The following is a 19,975-nucleotide window of genomic DNA, read 5'->3' on the forward strand; positions in this document are numbered from 1 at the left end:
TCTTTAGGGGTGTATATGGAATTGGAATTCTCCTCAAAGCCTTATGGTTATTGGTTCTATGCCATGTAGTTGATTGGATTTTGAAGCTTGTCCGTGGTAAGATGTTAGTCGTGAAATGGGCCAACCGCATGGCGGTGAGCCTGGCCTTTGAGGTTGCTGTTGATCGCACCGAAGGTGTCGGTGGTTATACGGACGCATGTCTGTAATGTACCATCCTATGGGGAGGAAGATAACGCATGGTTTTTTCGCAAGAGGAAGTCGAAGCTCATCTGGGAAGGCTGGAAGGCTGGGAACTGGAAGAGGGACGGTGGATTGTACGTAAATTCGTGTTCTCCAACTACATGAAAGGGATTGCATTTGTGGATGAGGTCGCTGCGATCTCGGAAGCATTCAATCATCATCCTTTTATTACGATTGATTATACAACGGTTACGCTGCGTCTCACATCATGGGATGCGGGTGGTATTACATCTGTAGATATCAAGGAAGCAGGGCAATATAACGAAGCTTATGACAAAATGAGGTCGCAATAACGAGGTCGGTTATTATCACGCGGCCAGAAGTGAGTGAACCATACATGTCAGACTATAATCAGAAACAACCTCTTATTGCTGTCGTAGGCAGTCTCAATATGGATCTTGTGGTGAAGACAGACACGATTCCGGAAGAGGGAGAGACGGTGAGCGGTGAGGAGCTACATTATCTCGCTGGTGGCAAAGGGGCCAATCAGGCTGTTGCCGCTGCGCGTCTGGGTGGACAGACTACGATGATTGGTGCGGTGGGATCGGACGGTTTTGGCGAACGTCTGCTGCACAGTCTGACGGAAAGTGGTGCAGATGCCTCGCAGGTTCGCATATTGGAAGACACGGTTACAGGGACGGCTTCCATCTGGCTCTCTCGGGGAGACAACCGGATTATCGTTATTCCTGGTGCGAATGGGCAAGTGGTGCCTGAGATGCTGGAAGAGGCGGATACGGTAAAAAGCCTGACTGCAGCCGCAGCGGTGCTGCTGCAGCTGGAGATCCCGCTGCCAGCGGTTACCCGCGCCGCCCAACTGGCGGCTGAAGGCAGCGCACTGGTGGTGCTCAACCCGGCTCCCGCGGTGCCGGGTCTGCCCCAGGAGCTCCTGCGGTGCGTCGACGTTGTCACGCCAAACCGCAGCGAGCTTGCCGTGCTTACCGGCCGGGGTCATCTCCGGCCGGAAGACCTGGATGCGGCGGTCGCAGAGCTCGCCGCATCCCTCGGGGCCGCTGTCGTCACGACGCTCGGCCCCGAGGGGGCTGTGTACGCGGCGGCGCCTGGTGGCCGCGTACAAGCAGGGCGTGCCGGCGCGTGCCGTGCGCCCGGCTACGCCGTAAGCGCCGTCGATACGACCGGGGCTGGCGATTGCTTCAACGGCGCGCTGGCGGTAGCCCTCGCGCGCGGTGAGACTTTGGACGCGGCCGTAGGCTTCGCCATGGGTGCGGCCGCGTTATCCGTGACGAAGCTTGGCGCCCAGTCCGGGATGCCGTCCGCACGTGAAGTTGAGGCCTTTCTGGCTGAGCATGCCGCAGAGGCTTAATAATTGGTATAACAAAGAGGCTCTTATTCTCCCAAAAGGGGATTAAGGGCCTCTTTGTTATGCGTGTGCAGAGACTATTTCTTCTCTGACAGCCACATGGCGATATTTGCAATCTCTTCGTCCTGCAGTTTGCCCTTGAAGGAAGGCATACCACCTTTACCTTTGACAATCGTAGAATAGATCTTCTCCAGATCATCCTGGCTGCCGATGTTGGCCAGAGCAGGTCCTACGCCACCTTGAAGCTGATCCCCGTGACAGGAGATACAATTGGCTTTGACCAGTGCTTCAGCTTGTCCGGCATCCAATGTTACTTCCGGCATGGTTGGCTTGGCTTCTTCAGCCACTTCTTCTTTCCCTGGAAGCGTAAACATTAAAACAATAGCTAAAGCGCATGCTGCAAAAAATACTCCGCTCATGATCCATTTGTGCATCCCTTATGTCCCCTCCAGAATGAAAGATCATCTAACCTGAAACTATCCATATCATTATAACGGAACCTGTACTGACATCATAGCATTTTGTGGGAATTTTTTGAACTAATCACATAACAAGGGGCAAATTTGGTTGTTTTTCAATGGATTCTAACCGCGAGGCCCTTCATAAACCATACAGTGAAAGGGCTTCAAGCCGCTTGGGGTCTGTCGTTCGTATGTATCCTGGGTGACAAATCCACTCTTCAGATAGACTTGAATGGCACGAGCATTCCAAGTGAGTACTTCCAGATCAATCTCATTCGTGGGATTTCGGCGAATAGCTTCCTGTACAATGGCAGTGACAAAAGCTGTCCCTTGACCCTGACCACACAGCTCTGGATGCATGCCAAGGCCAATCCGGGTTACCCCTTGAAGTGGGAAGTATTGAGCAAACCCACATATACGATCGTTCTGATCCAGGACGATTGCATATTGCTCCTGCCGCAGCTGTGCATCTCCGAATTCCACTTCCAGAGCTTTCATCTGCTCCCAGGGGAGCCAGCTGTAGATATTGTAAGGCGGGTCATACTGCCAACTGCAGATAAGCTCCGCATGTTCTTCTCGCATGGGTACAACGTGAAACGTTACGGGGGCTTCCTTCATACACCTGCATGCTCCTTTCCTTGAAACAGAACTCTTTGTCCACTCTACAAAAGAGATGTTCATTTAGCAAGTCTTCCTTCCCAAGAAAAAAAATGAAACAAAAGTTCCGGTAATTTCGTTTATATTATAACGGGATGGGTAAAAACATCATAAGGGCACGGACGAACGAACGCAAAATGAACCTGTTGATGTCGCAGGATATGCCCCGAGTATAACTTGCAACATGAATAAGGATTGAAGCACAAAAAAACCGCCGGATACATTCCTGCGGAGAATGTACCGGGCGGTTCTGTTATGCTTCTTGCTTCGTTCCAGTATGGTTAATGGTTACAGCATCATGTTGCTCAGCTTGTCCCTAGTCAAGGGCCAGTGATTCATATGCGTCCGTGCTCATAATCCGTTTCGCGCCAACATAACGATTGGCCCAATAGTTTTCACTCAATGCACTGATCGTAACGCCTTTGGAAGAAGAGGAGTGTGCGAACTTTCCATCCCCTACAAAGATTCCTACATGGGATACGCCTTTACCTGTTGTATTAAAGAACACCAGATCGCCAGCTCTCATCTCCATGCGGGATACGGAATCGCCCATGTCGAATTGGGAACTGGATTGGCGTGCCAAATCAATACCCAACTTGTCGAATACATACCGGGTAAATCCGGAGCAGTCAAAGCCGTTAAGCGTTGTTCCCCCACTTTTGTATGTAGTTCCCATTGCTGAATCAATTACTGTGTCCATCTTTGAATCTGCGAATGCGCTACCTGCACCAAGCGATAAAGCGAATGTGATGCTAAGTACAGCTGCGGTTAATTTCTTCTTGAACAAGAGATATTCCCCTTCCAATGCCTGCGAGGTTAGCTTAAGGATTCGGTTGAAGGTCCCCTATGATCCCTCTGTAGCAAGATCAATTCACCCATAACTGGTTCCCCCGCTTCCCAGGTGCCAGGAATTTGGCTATGCTAGTTATGCACCTGCGAAATCAAGAAATGACGATTTAATTTTAAGTAGTTACAAATATGAATGTAAAGATTACAAAGTTGTTACTAAAAACTCACTGCGATTATTGTAACAGAGGAGTACGGCTTTGGCAACGTTTAGCAACAAATTTAGCAAAAAAAACCTCGACCTTTGACGGGGAAAGGTTGAGGTTTGCCTATTTATAAGTACATATTAGGCCATGAGTTTAACATGTGATGGTAACAATTTTTAAACTATCTGCTCTCACCTTTGGATATTTTGGACTGCCATAATCGGAAATGGCTGCATATTTTCCACAGACTCAATAGACATCTGGCAAGTGGATACGTCTGTTGTAGTATAAGTCCGGTAAGTCCCGTTAATAACCATGAGGCTGTAGTGAATGCCCCAAAGACGAGCAGGTGTACTCCGCCCAGCAGTAATGCAATGCCGATTACAGCGATGAGATGACGCAGTGCAATCCAGAGTGCTTTGAGGGTACCGTGAGCCCCGCCTTCTCCTTCCGGTGCCGACACACCGAACTGCATATAGAGTATGACATGGTGGATGATCCAACCATATACAATCCAGGCAGCAACATAAGGTATGCCAGGCAAAAGTAATTGAAGGGAATGAAATCCGTCCATGAGAATCGAGTAGAGCTTCGGTATGAGCCAGTAGGCGGGCAGAAGTATCAATAATGTACGTATGGTGTGGAGCAGCAGCATCGGTTTCCACAGATTTTTGATTCCGCGGACAAAGGGAATGCGCTCTTCTGTAGAATTAAAGTGCTGAAGTGAGTAGAGCAGTCCTGCCTGAATGAGGGGGCTGATCAACATGCGAACCAGCAGCATGCCCCCGAGAATCCATAGATAACGATGAACCTCCGGATGGGTAGACAGGTTAAGTTGACTTTCCATTTTGAACAAAAGTGTACTCAGCTCACCGGCATCAGCATCTGGATAGCGTAGGAGCAGTGGGATGACGGCCGATTGTACCATTCGATAGAAGAAATATCCCCAAATGAGTTGATAGAGAAATAAGAGTGCGGCAATGAACATATGCTGACGGACGAGAAACCAGCCTTCACGTATTTTCGCTTTCACCGTTTCCACCTCACCATGACAGACCTCCGAATATGGCTTCTATTAGTTTGGTTACACTCATGCTCCAGCGGGACTTCGTCTGCTCATCCAGTCCGGATTTCAGGAAATTGTTCATATGGCGGTTCTCCAGCACGATCGAGTACAGAGGATCGGTCATGGCCCAGGATACGGGGGATGTGTGAGTTAATTTATACGTGATGCGATCTTCTTTTCCATTCCATTGCTTGGTGAGGATATGCCCGTCTTCAAAAGCAATGCGAATAGGAACGGCGTTGTAATCACTCCCTTTTTTTGCGATCGTCACGGATGACTCGTACAATGTTTGACCGTCTTTCTGTACGGGCGTAACACGAATCTTCTCTACAGCAAAGTCAGCCATCCCGTTACTATAGACGTATTGATCAAAATAATCAGACCAGGAAGTGCGGGTCACTTGTTCCACAATTTTCTGAAAATCAGATGAAGTGGGATGTTTGAAACGGTACTTCTTCACATAGGTAGAGAGAATGCGTTCCATCTTTTTTGCGCCGACTTGATGTTCGATACCAAGCAATACAAGTTTGCCACGTGTATAGACATTGGCTGCATACTCATTCTGTGAATCGAACTTCCAGGATTCTTGTGTTAAAGATGAAGGAGACGTAATCAGTCCCGATTGTACCGGCAGATTCGGAATCAATCCGTACTCCTGCTCCATCAGCTTGTCTTCTGCATAAGAGGTGAATCCCTCATCCAGCCAGGCTTCCTCGAATTCGTTGCTGGCAACCATGCCGTAAAAGTACTGGTGTCCGATCTCGTGGACTACGGTTCGTTCCAGGTCATAACCTGGCGTGGTGTCATCGGCTCCAAAGGCTGTAACTAGCGTAGGGTATTCCATACCTCCAGCGCCGTTCCCCGCTTTGGGTGGAACTACGATGGATAAGGTAGCGTAAGGATATGGGCCAAACCATTTGCTATAATTGGCTAGAGCGGCCTTCGCGGCGTAGAAGTAACGTTCTTTCAGATCCTGATGAGCTGGGTCCAGATATAACTTGATTCGTACACCAGGCACATTGGGTGCAGAGAAGGGTTCCTCGGCGTAGACAAAATCCGGTGAAGCTGCCCATGCGAAGTCATGCACATCATCGGCATAGAATTGATAGACCTTTTCTCCATTCTTCACCACGGCTTGCTGCGTCGGAAATCCGGTAGCAGCCACTTTGTATGTTTCAGGCACCCGAATACGCACACTATATATACCGAAGTCAGCGTAAAACTCTGAATTGCCATGGTACTGGTGCAGATTCCAGCCTTCCGTTGTTCGTCCACGTCTGCCCACAGGTTCATAGGCACTTAATTTGGGAAACCATTGACCTGCCATGACAAAATGATCAGCAGTTCCCATCCGGGCAAAAATCTTCGGCAGATTCACTTCAAATCGGGTGTGGAGCGTGATGCTTTCCCCGCCTTTGACGGGTTTGGGCAAGCGTACTTTAATGAGGGTGGTGTCCTTGATATTTCCGTCATCTGGTTGCACATACTGCATCCGGTGTAGCAGAGAGAGCCCGTCCTCCGTTTTCATTTCGGTAATGTTCATAGAGCCGTAGCCATTGGTAGGCATGACATCACCCCGAAGCTTTCCACCGGATTCCTTCATAAAGGTGGTGTCAGCAGAAGAGAAGGCGTTGGGATACATATGAAAGTAAAGCTCGCTGACGGTTTTTTTACCTGGATGTGTCCAGGTAATCGTCTGAGTCCCTTCCAGTACATTCCCTTCGACCAGTTTTACATCCATGTGATATTCCACAACACGGTTGCTGTACACTTCGGCAGTAGGGGTCTGTACACTTTCTGGAGGTGCTGGCGTTTGGGCTATTGCCTTAGGCTTGCCCGATTCGGGGGCGAGTACTGGCAATTCGGAATGAGTTGAGCGATTATAACCCAGAGTGATCCATATCCCTCCGGCAAGTACACACAGGGCCAGGGATGCAGTGAGCCAGCTCTTGGCGCGTCGTGGAATCATCGTTAAATACCTCCCGTTGACAAGCATCTACAGCATGTATATGTTTGCAATGGGGCAATTATTAGTTAAAATATTTGTATCAACCCTTGGAGGTTATAAACATGGACCAAAATGAGCAAAACGGCAAAAAACAGATTGCCTTGAATATCGTTAGTGCAAAAAGCAAGCATAAAGGCTTCGGTGCAGGCTCCATTGAGCTGAATAACCTTTCCCCGGTCATTATTGATAATGGCGAAGCCAAAATCGATATCGGTGCGATGCATGCGAAGAGCAAAGTGGAACGCAATATCAAGTTCTCTACCAATCGTGAAGATGTGCCCAACGGACGCCAGGTATGGCTGGTGTGGGTAGCTGTCGATCGCACGGAGGAAGGCCAACTCTATGGTGGAGCAACGGCATGTGAGATGTGGATTGATACGGAAGCAAGACGTGGATGGAAACTGCTGGCCGAACATGTGAATCGCATGGATTATGCCTTGAAGCGTCGCTTCATGTTGGATGAGCTTGGACCTGAAGCTCGAGCTGCACTTAAGACACTGCTGATCTCACACAACGAAGACTGGTGGAATGCTTCTCCAGATGTATTGAAGGAAGCACTCGCCTAAGGCAGATCTTTCAACACAGTATAAAAGAAAAAAAGCAAAAGGCCCCTTGACCGGAAAGTTCGGTAGGGGGTCTTTTGCTTGTGCTTTAATCCTATTCATCGATCTGAATAATTATGAGTTTTCATCCGAAGTGAATTTCCAATTGTTCAATATAACCAGGGGTTATAGGTGACGCAACTAAGTCATTGCGCATTTGCGTCATTCTACCCACCAACGTTTGAAATCTCCCCACCAGGAATGTTTCTCTTCCTGAATACCTTGTTGATTCTGTACCTGACGGGTCTTCTCATCTTCTCCAGAATCCGAATCATCCGTCGTGCCATGGCATACCTCTGTCGGTTCAGTACCATCAATGAAAACTTCCAGCCGTTTCTCTTCACAACCGTTGCCTGCCAGCTTGCCGGATTCCGGGTCAATATAGACACTTACGACATGATCGGGCACGGTGAAGATTTTGGGTGGTACGCTCGCAAGTGCCTGTTCTGTGAACTGGGCAAAGATCGGCGCTGCCCGGCGGCCATCCGAAGTTGAGATGGCTTTGCCTTGATCGTACCCAACCCATACCGCGGTGGAGAGCTCAGGTGTGAACCCAACCAGCCAGGCATCCGTGTTGGTTGTTCCCGTTTTTCCCGCTACCGGACGTTTGATCGCCTTAGACACCCGGTTGCCCGTTCCTCCATTTTCGAAGACACTTTCCATTAAACGAGTCAGTACATAAGCTGCCGCAGGTTCCACAACGGTCTCAGCCTTCGTCTGAGGCGATTCATAGAGCACACGTCCTGCGGCATCTGTCACTTGTAGAATGGCTACAGGTGGCGTCCGTTGTCCACCAGCAGCAATGACGGAAAAGGCCGATGCCATCTCCAGCGGGCTGACAGGTGACGTTCCCAGTGCAAGAGAAGGTACGGCGCTCAGGTTGCTTGTAATGCCAAGGTTTTTTGCCATACTCACAACCTCCTCAGGACCGATCTGCATAATGGTGTTCACCGCATAAATATTGTCTGAAGCGGCGATCGCCTGTCTTAGATCAATCTCACCCAGATACTTGTCTCCAAAGTTGCCGGGTTTATAGGTTTTGCGGTCATTGTCATAGTGAAAAAGGGTAGGTTCACTGTTAAATATGGATGCACTGGTGAGTTGCTTGGATTCCAGGGCTGCCAGATACATAATCGGTTTAAACGCCGAACCTGGCTGGCGCGTTGTCGCTAGAACATGGTTAATCTGATTGGTACGGTAATTCTTGCCGCCTACCATGGCTTTGATGTAGCCCGTACGAGGGTCGATGGACACGAGGGCCGTCTCCAGCTCACTTTTGGCATCCATACCCTTCGCTATGGCGTCTTCCGCTGCTTTTTGTACACGCAGATCCAGGGTGGTGTAGATATTCAATCCCCCATGATCCAGCATCGCTTCGCTGATTCCCAACTCTTTGATGGCCAGATTCCGGATATAGTCACGGAAATACGGGGCGCTTTCCACCGTTTTACGCTCACTTTCCGGTTTGAACGAAAGCATTTTCTCATAGGCCTTATCCGCTTCGACCTGGGTGATCTTGCCGATATCAGCCATGGCATTCAGCACAATCTTCTGTCGGTCTTTGGCATTCTTCATATGGTTATAGGGTGAATAGTAGGTAGGTCCTTTCGGGATTCCTGCCAGCATGGCACTCTCTGCGAGATCCAGCTGTTTGGCTGATTTGCCAAAATACATTCGTGAAGCCGCTTCAATTCCGTACGCACCATGCCCATAATAGATTTCGTTCAGATACATCTGCAAAATTTCATCCTTGCTGTATTTCATCTCCAATTGCGCCGTGTACATGGCTTCCTTGGCTTTGCGAGTCCATGTTTTCTCATGAGATAGATACAGGTTACGCGCCAGCTGTTGAGTCAATGTACTTGCACCTTGCGACATCTGCATATGTTCGAGGTTAACGAGCACAGCCCGTCCCATCCCTTGCACGTCGAACCCGTAGTGATTATAGAATTTGCGGTCCTCTACAGCCAGAGTGGCGTTGACCAGATTTGGAGCGATATCCTCCAGTTGAACGGGTACAGAGTCTTTGCCACCTGCGGAGAAGGTAGCGATGACTTCACCCTGACTGTCCAGTAATCTGGAATTCCGATCAGAGTCTGCTAGGGGAAGGCTGGTTGCGTATAGATAGACCAATCCTGCAGCGGTAGCAAGTATGGCGAGCACGGCGAGCAGAGACAGGTTTTTAAACAATTTACGTACACGGAACCCGCGTTTGCGGGTCTTTTGATTTGGCTTGGTCATGGAACGGGCTCCTCTCTTTTCTTCCAGTATGGGACTTGATTGGCAGGGATATTCAATCGGGTGCATAAGCAAACAAAATGTAGCATTTTCGCCTTAAAAACCGTTTTGCAGTATAAACGTCAATCGCGTATAATGCAAAAGGGTAATGAAAAGGTAAGATTCGGCACAAGATACTAAAGCGCGTAAGGACGAACAGACGAATGGTCATTGATTCATTGATTAGTCAGACGCTCTGCATGCTCTGGTCAAATTTAATCTATATAATGAAGTGAACCGCGGACCTTTCCCGCAGGCCAGCAATGATAACGCGATATGGCGCCGAACGCTGGACGTGCTTGGGCGAACCGATTATAGTGCACAGCGCTTGGTCGGGTATGGCTGATCATTAACTTTACGGAAAGAAGGTAGAGATTATGGAATTGTGGTTTACGGAGAAACAGACCCCGGTATTCGGGATCACCGCGAAGATTAAGCAGACCTATGTTACAGAGAAAACGGATTTTCAAGATTTGGCCATGGTAGAGACCGAGGAATTCGGTAACATGTTGCTTCTTGATGGCATGGTGATGACTACCGTAAAAGACGAATTCGTATATCACGAAATGGCGGCACATCCTGCGCTGAACACACACCCAAATCCGAAAAAAGTTCTGGTTGTCGGTGGCGGCGATGGCGGAGTCATTCGTGAAGTCATCAAGCATGCTGCTGTAGAAAAAGCAGTTCTCGTCGAAATTGACGGTAAAGTTATTGAATACTCTAAAAAATATTTGCCTGAAATCGCCGGCAAGTTGGACGAGCCTAATGTTGAAGTGCTCGTGAACGACGGCTACATGCATATTATTGAACATAAAAATGAATACGATGTGATCATCGTAGATTCTACGGAGCCTGTAGGTCCGGCTGCGCCATTGTTTGAGCGTGGGTTCTACCAAGGCATCTACGAAGCATTGAAAGAAGACGGAATCTTCGTTGCCCAAACGGACAACCCTTGGTTCAAGGCGGATCTGATCCAGAAGGTGAACAAAGACGTCAAAGAAATCTTCCCGATCGTACATGTGTACGGCTGTAATATTCCAACCTATCCAAGTGGTTTGTGGACATTCACCATGGGTAGCAAGAAACATGACCCGCTTGAAGTGGATGAGACTCAACTCCCGGAGATGGATACCAAGTATTACTCTCCGCGTCTGCACAAAGCAGCATTTGTACTTCCTAAATTCGTGGAAGATTTAACGAAATAAAAGGGGAAATCATTAATGAAACTGGATCAAGCTTATTCAGGAAACGTATTTATTTGCAGCTCTGAGGATTATGAGAACTCCAAAGCGGTTATCTATGGTATGCCGATGGATTACACCGTCAGCTTCCGTCCGGGTTCCCGTTTCGGCCCATCTCATATCCGTCAAGCATCGGTTGGACTTGAAGAGTACAGCCCATATCTCGACAAAAGCATTGTAGACATGACATACTTTGACGCTGGAGACCTGCTCTTGCCTTTCGGTAACGCGGGACGCAGCCTTGAGGTAATTCATGAATACATCGGCAGTCTGCTCGCTGACGACAAATTCCCAGTTGGTCTCGGTGGCGAGCATCTGGTTACTTGGCCAGTCATCCAACAGATGTACAAGAAATACCCAGATCTTATTCTGATTCATATTGATGCACACGCAGACCTTCGTGAAAACTATGAAGGCGAGCCATTGTCCCACTCCACGCCAGTACGTAAAGCAGCTGAGTTGATGGGTGGCAAAAACATCTATCAGTTCGGTATCCGTTCTGGCTCTCGTGAGGAGTTCCAGTACGGTCGCGAGAACATCAACTTCTATCCATTTGAAGTGGCAGCTCCGATGAAGGAAGCTCTTCCGAAGATGGGCAACCGTCCGGTGTATGTGACCATCGACATCGATGTGCTTGATCCGTCAGCAGCACCAGGAACAGGTACAGCAGAAGCGGGTGGCATTACGTCCAAGGAACTGCTGGAAGCCATTCATATGATCGCAGGATCTGATGTAAATGTAGTTGGTTGTGACTTGGTTGAAGTTGCACCAATCTATGATCCAACACAACAGACACAGATTGTAGCTGCGAAGCTGATCCGTGAAATGCTGCTTGGATTCGTGAAATAATTACTGAATAATCGATAAGTATAACGCTCTCTGTCTGCGCGGGTTCAACTTTGCGCAGGGGAGGGCGTTTTGTATTGTTAACTTTTGTACAGAGCTGTGCTATACTGACTACATAAGTATTCAGTAGTATATTAATTGATATATTACATTCGTGAAGTATATGGTGATCGGGTTCGGTCATATACTAAAAAGAGCCTTTACCGCTGCCAACGGTAAAGACTCTTAGGACCCGAAAGGCTGTGGATTGCCACGGCGCGCATGAACTAAATAATGCTATTCAAGCAAAACCCACCGTCAGGCTTCCGACCTTATGAGGTGGGTTTTCGCTTGCTACGAAACTTTTTGCGTAACCAACGGTAAAGCTTTCGCCCACTCAGTACAATACTGAGGATCGCAGCAATCCATCGAATTACATCAAGCAACGCCACAAGTTTGACCATCGACGTCACCCCCTTTCGGGAAGCTGCGCCGTGGTCTGGAAAACATCCACCGATATTCAAAAGTCCATAACATTAATTATAGCACGTATGTTCCCTTGACTCTACCATTTATTTCATGTATTAGTATGGACTCTCCTCTTACGCAGATATTGTGCCTTGGTATGACTCTATCTTAATATTTGTGTATAATATGGAAATAGAGGAAGGGAAAGGTGGATGTGAATGCGTGTGATTCGGACTCAATTGAGTATGTATCCCAAGTGGCTGACTGCAGTTTTTATAGTGTTTGTCATCAATTTTGTATTAGCAGTGACGATATTTCTCAACTTTACGTTGATGTTGGCTGATCTGGCTATGCTTTTTGCTGCATATAGTATTCGGGAATATAAATACAACAAAATATATTTTAGTTTATGCCTTTTATTAAGTATCAGTTTTGTTATCCTTGCTGTGGTGACGTATCCCATTTAACTTAGAGTACACAATGTTTGGTGATGAACCACCCTTGCCTACATGATCCAATCATGGGTAAAGGTGGTTTTTTTCTTGCAAAATTGTCATCAGGGTTAATCAGATTGTTACGTTAGAACCATCAAATTTGGGTAAAACCATAGAAGGAGGTGTTACGATGACAACCAAGAGTACAATGACATGGAAACGGATTGGTGCACTCGCATTATCGTTAACGCTGGCTTGGGGGATGGGTCCGGTACATACGCTATCAGGTGCTAACGCTGCATCCTCACAGGCATGTGGAAAGGGAGATCATGGACTATCTGCTACATTAAAAAAGGGCAGCAGTGTGGAAGAGCAACACCTGCAATTTACTGACATTGATTTTCTTAATGATACGACTGGACGAGCTGGGGGTGAAGGCTTCCTGATCGGTACTTCGAATGCAGGATGTACGTGGCAGTCCATATATACCGGGCAGTGGCAATTCACTCAGCTTGATTTTCCGAATAATGTGAACGGATATGCGCTGGCGCGAGTGAAGGATTCACCTGCAACCTATCTGATCCGTACCCATGATGGGGGATCGCACTGGACGCGGCTCGATACGCCGGGCATTCAATTCAAGCGAATTGATTTTCGCAATAAAGATGTAGGTTATGGTTACACCTATAATGGTGCATATCAGACGAAGGATGGCGGGGTAACCTGGAGTAAATTGAATACACCTGCCAACACGCGTGCAGCTGCCTTTGCGACAGAGAAACAAGGGTATGCCGTCGTGGTTGTACCTGGATCGGGATATCATCTGAAGCAAACGAGTGATGGCGGCAAGAACTGGACAACCTCTCTTCGAGTTGTCTCAGACACATGGAGCGGAGCGGATCTGTATGCACATGGCCAACAAGTATGGGCCCTTCTGTATGGTGATGCAGGCATGTCCCAACAATCTTACTCCCTCTATGCGAGCGATAATCAAGGCAAGAACTGGACCCAAGTATTTGCACAATCCACAGCAGGGGGAGGTCCTGCACCGGGTACAAACAGTACGGGCAAAGGAAACGGACCAGCCAACCCGGGTGGTCATCCCGGCAACATGGCGTTGATTGGTAATCAGACGGCGTATCTGTCTGCAGGTTCACCCGCAGCTGGCAAAGTGGGTATTGGACGTTCTTATGATACAGGTTCCACGTGGAAAAATATTGACCTGAGAGATCCGGGATACAGTTCCCGTATCTCGTTCCCATCGGCCAAGACGGGTTGGCTCGTAGTCACAAGTGATAACTCTCCTGCGATCTATCAGACTATAGATGGTGGAACGACGTGGACACAAAAAATGTTGTTGCCTTCAGAGCAGGATTAAGTAGCCTGTTATTCTGAAATAATAAACGGGCAAATCCAAATTAGAAATGTATAAAAATCAATTTGGTAAGTCTCTGTATGAATTTCTATAATAAACAAGCCTCTTCCTAATCAATTACACAGGAAGAGGCTTGTTTGTGTAGAAATAAAAACGGTTGAAACCTACTCTAAAACGAGTTATTGTAAGCGATAACAATACATTATATGGAGGTTGAAATCATGGTTGATGTTATTTTAAAGGCGGATTCTGATAAAGGATTAATAAATCGCAATATATATGGTCACTTTTCCGAACACTTGGGACGTTGTATTTATGAGGGGCTGTGGGTAGGAGAAGATTCACCTATTCCGAATACGGATGGGATTCGAAATGATGTATTGACGGCCTTGCAGAAGCTTAATATTCCAGTACTTCGCTGGCCAGGCGGTTGTTTTGCCGATGAATATCACTGGAAAGATGGTGTAGGTCCGAAGAGTGAGCGTGCTCGTATGATCAATACACACTGGGGCGGTGTGGAAGAGAACAATCACTTTGGTACACATGAATTCTTGAGATTATGTGAGTTGCTCGGCACGGAGCCATACATCAGTGGCAATCTGGGTAGCGGTACAGTGCAGGAGATGCAGGAATGGGTGGAGTACATCACATTTGACGGCGAATCCCCGATGGCGAACTGGCGTAAGAGTAATGGTAGGGAAGAACCGTGGAAAATGAAGTATTTTGGCGTGGGAAATGAGAACTGGGGATGCGGCGGCAATATGCGTCCTGAATATTATGCGGATGAATATCGTCGGTATGCTACATATGTACGTAACTATTCCGGGAACGAGATTTATAAAATCGCTTGTGGGCCCAACGAAGGCAACTATGAATGGATGGAAGTCCTGATGCGGGAGGCTGCTCGCTTTATGGATGGAATCAGTCTTCATTATTACACTATCCCTACAGGAGAGTGGAATGATAAAGGCGCAGCTACAGGATTTGGTGAGGCTGAATGGTTCACTACCTTGAAAAAGACGCTCCATATGGATGAATTACTGGTGAAGCACTCCGAGATTATGGACAAATATGATCCAGAGGGCAGAGTCGGCATTATTGTGGATGAATGGGGCACGTGGTATAACGTTGAGCAGGGAACCAATCCAGGGTTCCTGTATCAACAGAATACGATGCGGGATGCTGTGCTTGCAGGTGTTAACCTGAATATTTTCAACCAACATAACAAACGGGTACACATGGCAAATCTTGCGCAGATCGTCAATGTGCTTCAATCGCTTGTGCTCACGGAAGGGGACAAAATGCTCCTGACCCCTACGTACCATGTATTTGATATGTATCAGGTCCATATGGATGCACAGCGACTGGATTTGAATTATGAAAGCCCAGGATACACATTCGGAGAAGAGACCATTCCGCAGCTCAGCTTATCAGCTTCCCGCAACAAGGATGGGGTCATTCATGTGACAGCTTGTAATCTGAGTCACACGGATGAGTTGGAAGTTGTGTGTCAGCTGGACGCAGCTCAAGCGGCTAAAGTAAACGGGCAGATTCTGCACCATACTGATTTTGGTGCATTTAATACCTTTGAACAGCCGAATCATGTTCAGCCTGTGGCGTGGGATGGAATCACACTGGAGAATAACACACTGCGTTTTGTCCTTCCACCAGCATCGGTTGGGGTGCTCGCTGTCGAGGGTTAATGCATGAAAAGGCAGGAACCTTGCAAAGGCTGTAATGATCAGTACGATGTGAAGATTAGCGATGCCAAAATGGCCAGACTTGTGGAGATTGCCTCACGTTCGCGTCCGACGGTACAGGATGAGGAATATGAACGTCGGCTATCCATCTGCTCTGCTTGTCCGGGATTGCAATATGGCACAACTTGTCGGCATTGTGGTTGTCTCGTACAGGTGCGAGCGAAGCTGAGTGAGTCGACATGTCCTTTTCCTTATGAATCCCAATGGGCCTGATCGGAGGAACGAATCTTATTATAATGAAGCAAAAGGGAGTTGCACTTTACCGGTGCGGCTCTTCTTTTTTTGGCTTGATGAGGAAAAAACTCTGAATTTGGATTTGAATTGAGCGAGGGAACTGGATATAGTTATACAGTAGAGTGTAGGATAGCGAGCTATCCGGGAATATGAGCGCGTATAGCGACACAACAATACGGGAAGGGCTGTTCTCACCAGCCGTGCCTGATTTTGCGTCGCCTCGAATATAATGGAGGTTAACATTCATGTCGAACATGCGACCGGTACACATCCGGCTGCACAGCCGTTATGAAGGTGAAGATGTGCTGCAGGAAATGCAGGGTGAAGCCGTGTTAAAAGGGTCTGTTCTTTATGTTCGTTATGAAGAACCGCAGGTTGGACCTGAGGGAGGTACAACCCGTACAACATTGAAGCTGGGCGGACAATCCATCAAGATTATACGTCATGGTGAGGTGGAATCGGAGCAGACTTTTGAGTTGAATCGGAAGCTTCCTGGTTTCTACCGATCACCATACATGTCGTTTGCCCTGTCCACGCATACACAGAAGCTGGAACTTTCCATTCAGGGATTGAGCGCACGCGCAGCGTGGAGCTACGACTTTTACCGCTTTGATGAAGAATCTGGACATTTCGCGATTAGTTTGCATATACAGGAGGAACCAATTTCATGACACGTAATCCACTAGATACGATTAACGAACGGGTAAGTACGGCCATCGGCAACGCCATTGTGACGGCCGGAATTGTTACGCAGGACGAATTGCCAGCCATCACATTGGAAGTGCCACGTGAGAAGACACACGGGGACTTGGCGACCAATGCTGCCATGCAGCTGACCAAGATTGCCAAGCGCAATCCGCGTCAGATTGCTGAAGAGATCATTGCCAATCTGAATCTGGCTGAAGCCGGAATCGAGAAGGCTGAGATTGCGGGCCCAGGATTCATTAACTTCAAATTGGACAAGAGTTACCTTTATCCAGTACTTGCGCTTGTGCAGGAGCAGGGTAAAGATTACGGAAGAATTAACATCGGAGAAGGACGCAAAGTCGAGATGGAGTTTGTCAGTGCCAACCCGACAGGCAGCCTGCATCTGGGTCATGCCCGTGGAGCAGCTGTAGGTGATGCACTATGTAACATCCTTGACTACGCAGGATATGATGTAACCCGTGAATACTACATTAATGATGCAGGTAATCAGGTGTTTAATCTGGCTCGTTCCATTGAAGCTCGTTATCTGCAAGAGCTGGGTCAGGATGCTGAGATGCCTGAAGACGGTTATCACGGTGAAGATATTAAAGGATTCGCCAAGCAGCTTGTTGCTGAAAAGGGTGACGAGTTGCTGTCCATGCATCCGGGTGACCGTGCGGCTTATTTCCGTGACTTTGGTCTGGAGAAGGAACTGGACAAGATCAAACGTGACTTGAATCGCTTCCGTGTTAACTTTGACATCTGGTTCAGCGAAACTTCCCTGTACGACAACGGAGAAGTGCTGCGAGTGCTTGATGAATTGCGTGACCGCAATGAGATCTATGAGCAAGATGGAGCAACTTGGTTAAAAACGATGCAGTACGGTGACGACAAAGAACGTGTATTGATCAAGAACGATGGCACGTATACTTACCTGACGCCAGATATTGCTTATCACCGCGACAAATATGCTCGTGGATACGATACGATGATCAACATCTGGGGTGCCGATCACCATGGATATATTCCACGGATGAAAGCCGCGATGCAAGCACTGGGTAATGACCCTGAGAAACTGGTGGTCTTGATTGCACAGATGGTGAGCTTGTTCCAGAACGGTGAAAAAGTGAAGATGTCCAAGCGTACAGGTAAAGCTGTAACGATGGAAGATCTGATGGATGAAGTCGGCATTGATGCCATCCGTTACTTCTTCACAATGCGCAGCATGGACTCCCATCTGGACTTTGACATGGACCTTGCGATTTCGACATCCAATGAGAATCCGGTATTCTACGTACAATACGCGCATGCACGTGTATGTAGCGTATACCGTCAGGCTGAAGAACAAGGTATTGAACTGTTGCCACTGGCACAGATTGACCTGTCCAAGCTGACAACAGAGCACGAGTATGACCTTCTCCGCAAAATGGGAGAGTTGCCTGAGGAAATCTCGGCAGCAGCAACAGGATATGCGCCTCATCGTATCATCCGTTATGTATACGAGCTGGCATCCCTGTTCCATAGCTACTACCGTGCAGAACGTGTCATTACGGAAGACACGCAGCAAACTCAAGCACGTCTGGCACTGATCGGTGCTGTACGTACCGTTATCGCAACAGCGCTTCGTCTGGTAGGCGTAACCGCTCCTGACAAAATGTAAGTTCCAGGCTAGCGGCACATCCGCCGCTCTGCCTAACAAAAAAAGTCTCCAAGTCCACGTTGCAACTTCAACGTGGTACATGGAGACTTTTTTTATTGTGTACCCGGAGTTGAAGAAAACGAAATGCCTGACCCATCCAAGGCACACTAGCCTGCTCTGACATCACAGTGGGTGTAACCTAGAGTTTCAGCCGCTACGTAATACTCCCTCGTGCGTACTGCCTGGGCCGGGCTACTGCGTTTCGCCACGAAGCCTCAATCAAGTTCGGCTGACGGCTGACAGAGCTGGCTCACTCCCCGCCCTCCTGCATTAGCTTCAGGGCATCAATCTCACCACCACGCACCTTGCTCTTTGCTGTGGTAGTCTTGCGGGCGCGCAACGGGATCGTAGCACGTTTGACGAGTGTCTTGATTTCACTAGGGGATAACCCCGGATGTTTGGAGAGCAGCAAGGCGATAGCGCCACTCACATGGGACGTCGCCATGGATGTGCCGCTCATCTCGTGATGCTTGCCTTGTACCCAGGAAGAGACGATTTTATCACCGGGTGCATAGACATCCACATATGCGCCACGATTGCTGAAGGACGCAATACGTCTGTTTTTGTCGGTTGCCCCAACAGATATGGTCTGGGGATACCGTGCAGGGTAATCAATACTGCGGCGTTTGCCGTCATTTCCTGACGAAGCAACAATAACGATTCCAGCATGGTATGCACGATTGACAACGTCAAGAAGCGCCTTGCTGCGTGTTTTCATGCCAAAGCTCATATTGATGATATCGACCTTGTTGCGCACACACCAGTCGATGCCAAGTACAATATCGGATACATAAGCCGATCCGTTGTGGTCAAATGCTTTCACCGGATAGATCAGGGAGCGTGGAGCTACACCAATCATGCCTGCGGTACTGTTGGCAGCAGCGATAGTCCCTGCTATGTGGGTGCCGTGTCCGTTATCATCATGAGGAAGCAGGCTGCGGTTTAACAGATTGATTCCGCGTGCCAGGGAATAACGAAGATCAGGATGGTGATAATCAGCACCTGTATCAATCACACCGATTTTAATCCGGTGTCCGGTAGACACAGACCATACTTTGGGCGCCCGAATCTGCTTCACTCCCCAGGGTATGCCTTGAGCATTGCTTGGTTTGCTGTGGAGTGCGTTGGCATGAAGGGAGATGGGAACGTCTTCTTCAATCGTAATTTCATCCCCATAGCGGTATAGGTCCTCCGGGCGTTGGACTGGAGCGATAATGGAACGAGCTAGTCGCGAGGAACGGACAGCCCCAAGGTCGGTGAATTCATTCCGCATTCGGGACAATTCTACGAGACAGGCCTCGTACTGCTGCGGTTTGGCAAATCGGATCAAATATCGCCCTCCCTGTTCTGGTTCAGGGCGTCGCATTCCGTCAATCAATTGATGCAATAAACCAGTATAGTCCATAATGGGCAGCCCCCTTCGGGATGAACATGCTGAGGTATTCTATGAATGCGCTCATCCCGCCGCATGGGGAACTTGCCCTTTTTTTACAAAAACACATTCTCTTCGTGTCAAAACGGGCGCAGGGACATATGATGGATGGAGAGCTAGAGGGCTCTTGCGGGGAACCTGGTGAGGAGTAATCCTCCAAGGGTATACAGTCAGAAGGCGGAGGGGACTCCGTCTTTTT

General features: G+C 48.3%; 18 protein-coding genes and 1 riboswitch. Of the genes, 10 read left to right on the top strand and 8 right to left on the bottom strand.

Annotated features, from left to right (window positions below):
- The first annotated feature begins 236 nt into the window (after positions 1-236).
- Both NSQ20_RS00505 and rbsK read left to right on the top strand, forming a co-directional pair.
- Complete coding sequence (locus NSQ20_RS00505) at positions 237-533, top strand: 4a-hydroxytetrahydrobiopterin dehydratase (protein ID WP_017691315.1); 297 nt, start codon at positions 237-239, stop codon at positions 531-533.
- A gap of 44 nt (positions 534-577) precedes the next feature.
- Complete coding sequence (rbsK, locus tag NSQ20_RS00510; RefSeq protein ID WP_340031583.1) at positions 578-1,561, top strand: ribokinase; 984 nt, start codon at positions 578-580, stop codon at positions 1,559-1,561.
- 74 nt (positions 1,562-1,635) lie between these two features.
- Here rbsK and NSQ20_RS00515 read toward each other — a convergent pair whose 3' ends face one another.
- From NSQ20_RS00515 to NSQ20_RS00535, 5 genes are all read right to left on the bottom strand, one after another.
- Positions 1,636-1,992, bottom strand: coding sequence for a cytochrome c (locus NSQ20_RS00515; protein ID WP_036607288.1), 357 nt, complete (start codon positions 1,990-1,992; stop codon positions 1,636-1,638).
- A 150-nt stretch (positions 1,993-2,142) separates the two neighbouring features.
- On the bottom strand, positions 2,143-2,637 hold the full coding sequence (locus NSQ20_RS00520) for a GNAT family protein (protein WP_340031584.1): 495 nt from the start codon (positions 2,635-2,637) through the stop codon (positions 2,143-2,145).
- A gap of 355 nt (positions 2,638-2,992) precedes the next feature.
- Positions 2,993-3,427: a C40 family peptidase gene (locus NSQ20_RS00525; RefSeq protein ID WP_223199955.1), complete on the bottom strand. Its 435-nt coding sequence runs from the start codon at positions 3,425-3,427 to the stop codon at positions 2,993-2,995.
- Between the two features lie 39 nt (positions 3,428-3,466).
- Positions 3,467-3,604, bottom strand: a riboswitch (cyclic di-AMP (ydaO/yuaA leader).
- Positions 3,605-3,849: 245 nt separating this feature from the next.
- Positions 3,850-4,701, bottom strand: a complete 852-nt coding sequence (locus NSQ20_RS00530) for a hypothetical protein (protein WP_036607309.1) — start codon at positions 4,699-4,701, stop codon at positions 3,850-3,852.
- 10 nt (positions 4,702-4,711) lie between these two features.
- Complete coding sequence (locus NSQ20_RS00535; RefSeq protein WP_340031585.1) at positions 4,712-6,703, bottom strand: M1 family metallopeptidase; 1,992 nt, start codon at positions 6,701-6,703, stop codon at positions 4,712-4,714.
- Positions 6,704-6,804: 101 nt separating this feature from the next.
- Here NSQ20_RS00535 and NSQ20_RS00540 point away from each other — a divergent pair, with 101 nt between their 5' ends.
- Positions 6,805-7,308 carry a YwhD family protein gene (locus NSQ20_RS00540; protein WP_017691308.1) on the top strand — a complete coding sequence of 168 codons (504 nt, stop codon included), beginning with the start codon at positions 6,805-6,807 and terminating at the stop codon, positions 7,306-7,308.
- A 198-nt stretch (positions 7,309-7,506) separates the two neighbouring features.
- Here the strand turns inward: NSQ20_RS00540 and NSQ20_RS00545 are convergent, their stop codons facing one another.
- The gene (locus NSQ20_RS00545; protein ID WP_340031587.1) at positions 7,507-9,585 is read right to left on the bottom strand and encodes a PBP1A family penicillin-binding protein; all 2,079 of its coding nucleotides are present in this window, start codon (positions 9,583-9,585) and stop codon (positions 7,507-7,509) included.
- A gap of 413 nt (positions 9,586-9,998) precedes the next feature.
- Between NSQ20_RS00545 and speE the strand changes: the two genes are divergently transcribed.
- Positions 9,999-10,826: a polyamine aminopropyltransferase gene (gene speE, locus NSQ20_RS00550; protein ID WP_340031589.1), complete on the top strand. Its 828-nt coding sequence runs from the start codon at positions 9,999-10,001 to the stop codon at positions 10,824-10,826.
- A gap of 15 nt (positions 10,827-10,841) precedes the next feature.
- On the top strand, positions 10,842-11,711 hold the full coding sequence (gene speB, locus NSQ20_RS00555) for an agmatinase (RefSeq protein ID WP_036607280.1): 870 nt from the start codon (positions 10,842-10,844) through the stop codon (positions 11,709-11,711).
- A 308-nt stretch (positions 11,712-12,019) separates the two neighbouring features.
- Here the strand turns inward: speB and NSQ20_RS00560 are convergent, their stop codons facing one another.
- Positions 12,020-12,151, bottom strand: coding sequence for a hypothetical protein (locus NSQ20_RS00560; RefSeq protein WP_017691304.1), 132 nt, complete (start codon positions 12,149-12,151; stop codon positions 12,020-12,022).
- Positions 12,152-12,779: 628 nt separating this feature from the next.
- Here NSQ20_RS00560 and NSQ20_RS00565 point away from each other — a divergent pair.
- The 5 genes from NSQ20_RS00565 (at position 12,780) to argS (ending at position 18,305) form a co-directional block, all read left to right on the top strand.
- Complete coding sequence (locus NSQ20_RS00565) at positions 12,780-13,967, top strand: hypothetical protein (RefSeq protein WP_340031590.1); 1,188 nt, start codon at positions 12,780-12,782, stop codon at positions 13,965-13,967.
- Positions 13,968-14,185: 218 nt separating this feature from the next.
- Complete coding sequence (locus NSQ20_RS00570) at positions 14,186-15,667, top strand: alpha-N-arabinofuranosidase (protein WP_036667691.1); 1,482 nt, start codon at positions 14,186-14,188, stop codon at positions 15,665-15,667.
- 3 nt (positions 15,668-15,670) lie between these two features.
- The gene (locus NSQ20_RS00575) at positions 15,671-15,937 is read left to right on the top strand and encodes a DUF6171 family protein (protein ID WP_036667692.1); all 267 of its coding nucleotides are present in this window, start codon (positions 15,671-15,673) and stop codon (positions 15,935-15,937) included.
- Positions 15,938-16,203: 266 nt separating this feature from the next.
- The gene (locus NSQ20_RS00580; protein ID WP_017691299.1) at positions 16,204-16,629 is read left to right on the top strand and encodes a DUF1934 domain-containing protein; all 426 of its coding nucleotides are present in this window, start codon (positions 16,204-16,206) and stop codon (positions 16,627-16,629) included.
- Positions 16,626-18,305, top strand: coding sequence for an arginine--tRNA ligase (gene argS / locus NSQ20_RS00585; RefSeq protein WP_036667693.1), 1,680 nt, complete (start codon positions 16,626-16,628; stop codon positions 18,303-18,305). Before NSQ20_RS00580 ends, argS begins: the two co-directional genes overlap by 4 nt.
- Before the next feature lie 289 nt (positions 18,306-18,594).
- Here the strand turns inward: argS and NSQ20_RS00590 are convergent, their stop codons facing one another.
- Complete coding sequence (locus tag NSQ20_RS00590) at positions 18,595-19,749, bottom strand: S8 family peptidase (protein WP_036667694.1); 1,155 nt, start codon at positions 19,747-19,749, stop codon at positions 18,595-18,597.
- Between the last annotated feature and the right edge of the window lie 226 nt (positions 19,750-19,975).

Origin of the sequence: Paenibacillus sp. FSL K6-1122 (assembly GCF_037977015.1) — a bacterium.
Lineage (GTDB): Bacteria > Bacillota > Bacilli > Paenibacillales > Paenibacillaceae > Paenibacillus > Paenibacillus amylolyticus.

What these genes read in the sequence shown, in the direction of transcription:
- NSQ20_RS00505 (WP_017691315.1), top strand. Translation starts at nt 237, where the DNA reads ATGGTTTTTTCGCAAGAGGAAGTCGAAGCTCATCTGGGAAGGCTGGAA.
- rbsK (WP_340031583.1), top strand. Translation starts at nt 578, where the DNA reads ATGTCAGACTATAATCAGAAACAACCTCTTATTGCTGTCGTAGGCAGT.
- NSQ20_RS00515 (WP_036607288.1), bottom strand. Translation starts at nt 1,992, where the DNA reads ATGCACAAATGGATCATGAGCGGAGTATTTTTTGCAGCATGCGCTTTA.
- NSQ20_RS00520 (WP_340031584.1), bottom strand. Translation starts at nt 2,637, where the DNA reads ATGAAGGAAGCCCCCGTAACGTTTCACGTTGTACCCATGCGAGAAGAA.
- NSQ20_RS00535 (WP_340031585.1), bottom strand. Translation starts at nt 6,703, where the DNA reads ATGATTCCACGACGCGCCAAGAGCTGGCTCACTGCATCCCTGGCCCTG.
- NSQ20_RS00540 (WP_017691308.1), top strand. Translation starts at nt 6,805, where the DNA reads ATGGACCAAAATGAGCAAAACGGCAAAAAACAGATTGCCTTGAATATC.
- NSQ20_RS00545 (WP_340031587.1), bottom strand. Translation starts at nt 9,585, where the DNA reads ATGACCAAGCCAAATCAAAAGACCCGCAAACGCGGGTTCCGTGTACGT.
- speE (WP_340031589.1), top strand. Translation starts at nt 9,999, where the DNA reads ATGGAATTGTGGTTTACGGAGAAACAGACCCCGGTATTCGGGATCACC.
- speB (WP_036607280.1), top strand. Translation starts at nt 10,842, where the DNA reads ATGAAACTGGATCAAGCTTATTCAGGAAACGTATTTATTTGCAGCTCT.
- NSQ20_RS00560 (WP_017691304.1), bottom strand. Translation starts at nt 12,151, where the DNA reads ATGGTCAAACTTGTGGCGTTGCTTGATGTAATTCGATGGATTGCTGCG.
- NSQ20_RS00565 (WP_340031590.1), top strand. Translation starts at nt 12,780, where the DNA reads ATGACAACCAAGAGTACAATGACATGGAAACGGATTGGTGCACTCGCA.
- NSQ20_RS00570 (WP_036667691.1), top strand. Translation starts at nt 14,186, where the DNA reads ATGGTTGATGTTATTTTAAAGGCGGATTCTGATAAAGGATTAATAAAT.
- NSQ20_RS00575 (WP_036667692.1), top strand. Translation starts at nt 15,671, where the DNA reads ATGAAAAGGCAGGAACCTTGCAAAGGCTGTAATGATCAGTACGATGTG.
- NSQ20_RS00580 (WP_017691299.1), top strand. Translation starts at nt 16,204, where the DNA reads ATGTCGAACATGCGACCGGTACACATCCGGCTGCACAGCCGTTATGAA.
- argS (WP_036667693.1), top strand. Translation starts at nt 16,626, where the DNA reads ATGACACGTAATCCACTAGATACGATTAACGAACGGGTAAGTACGGCC.
- NSQ20_RS00590 (WP_036667694.1), bottom strand. Translation starts at nt 19,749, where the DNA reads ATGGACTATACTGGTTTATTGCATCAATTGATTGACGGAATGCGACGC.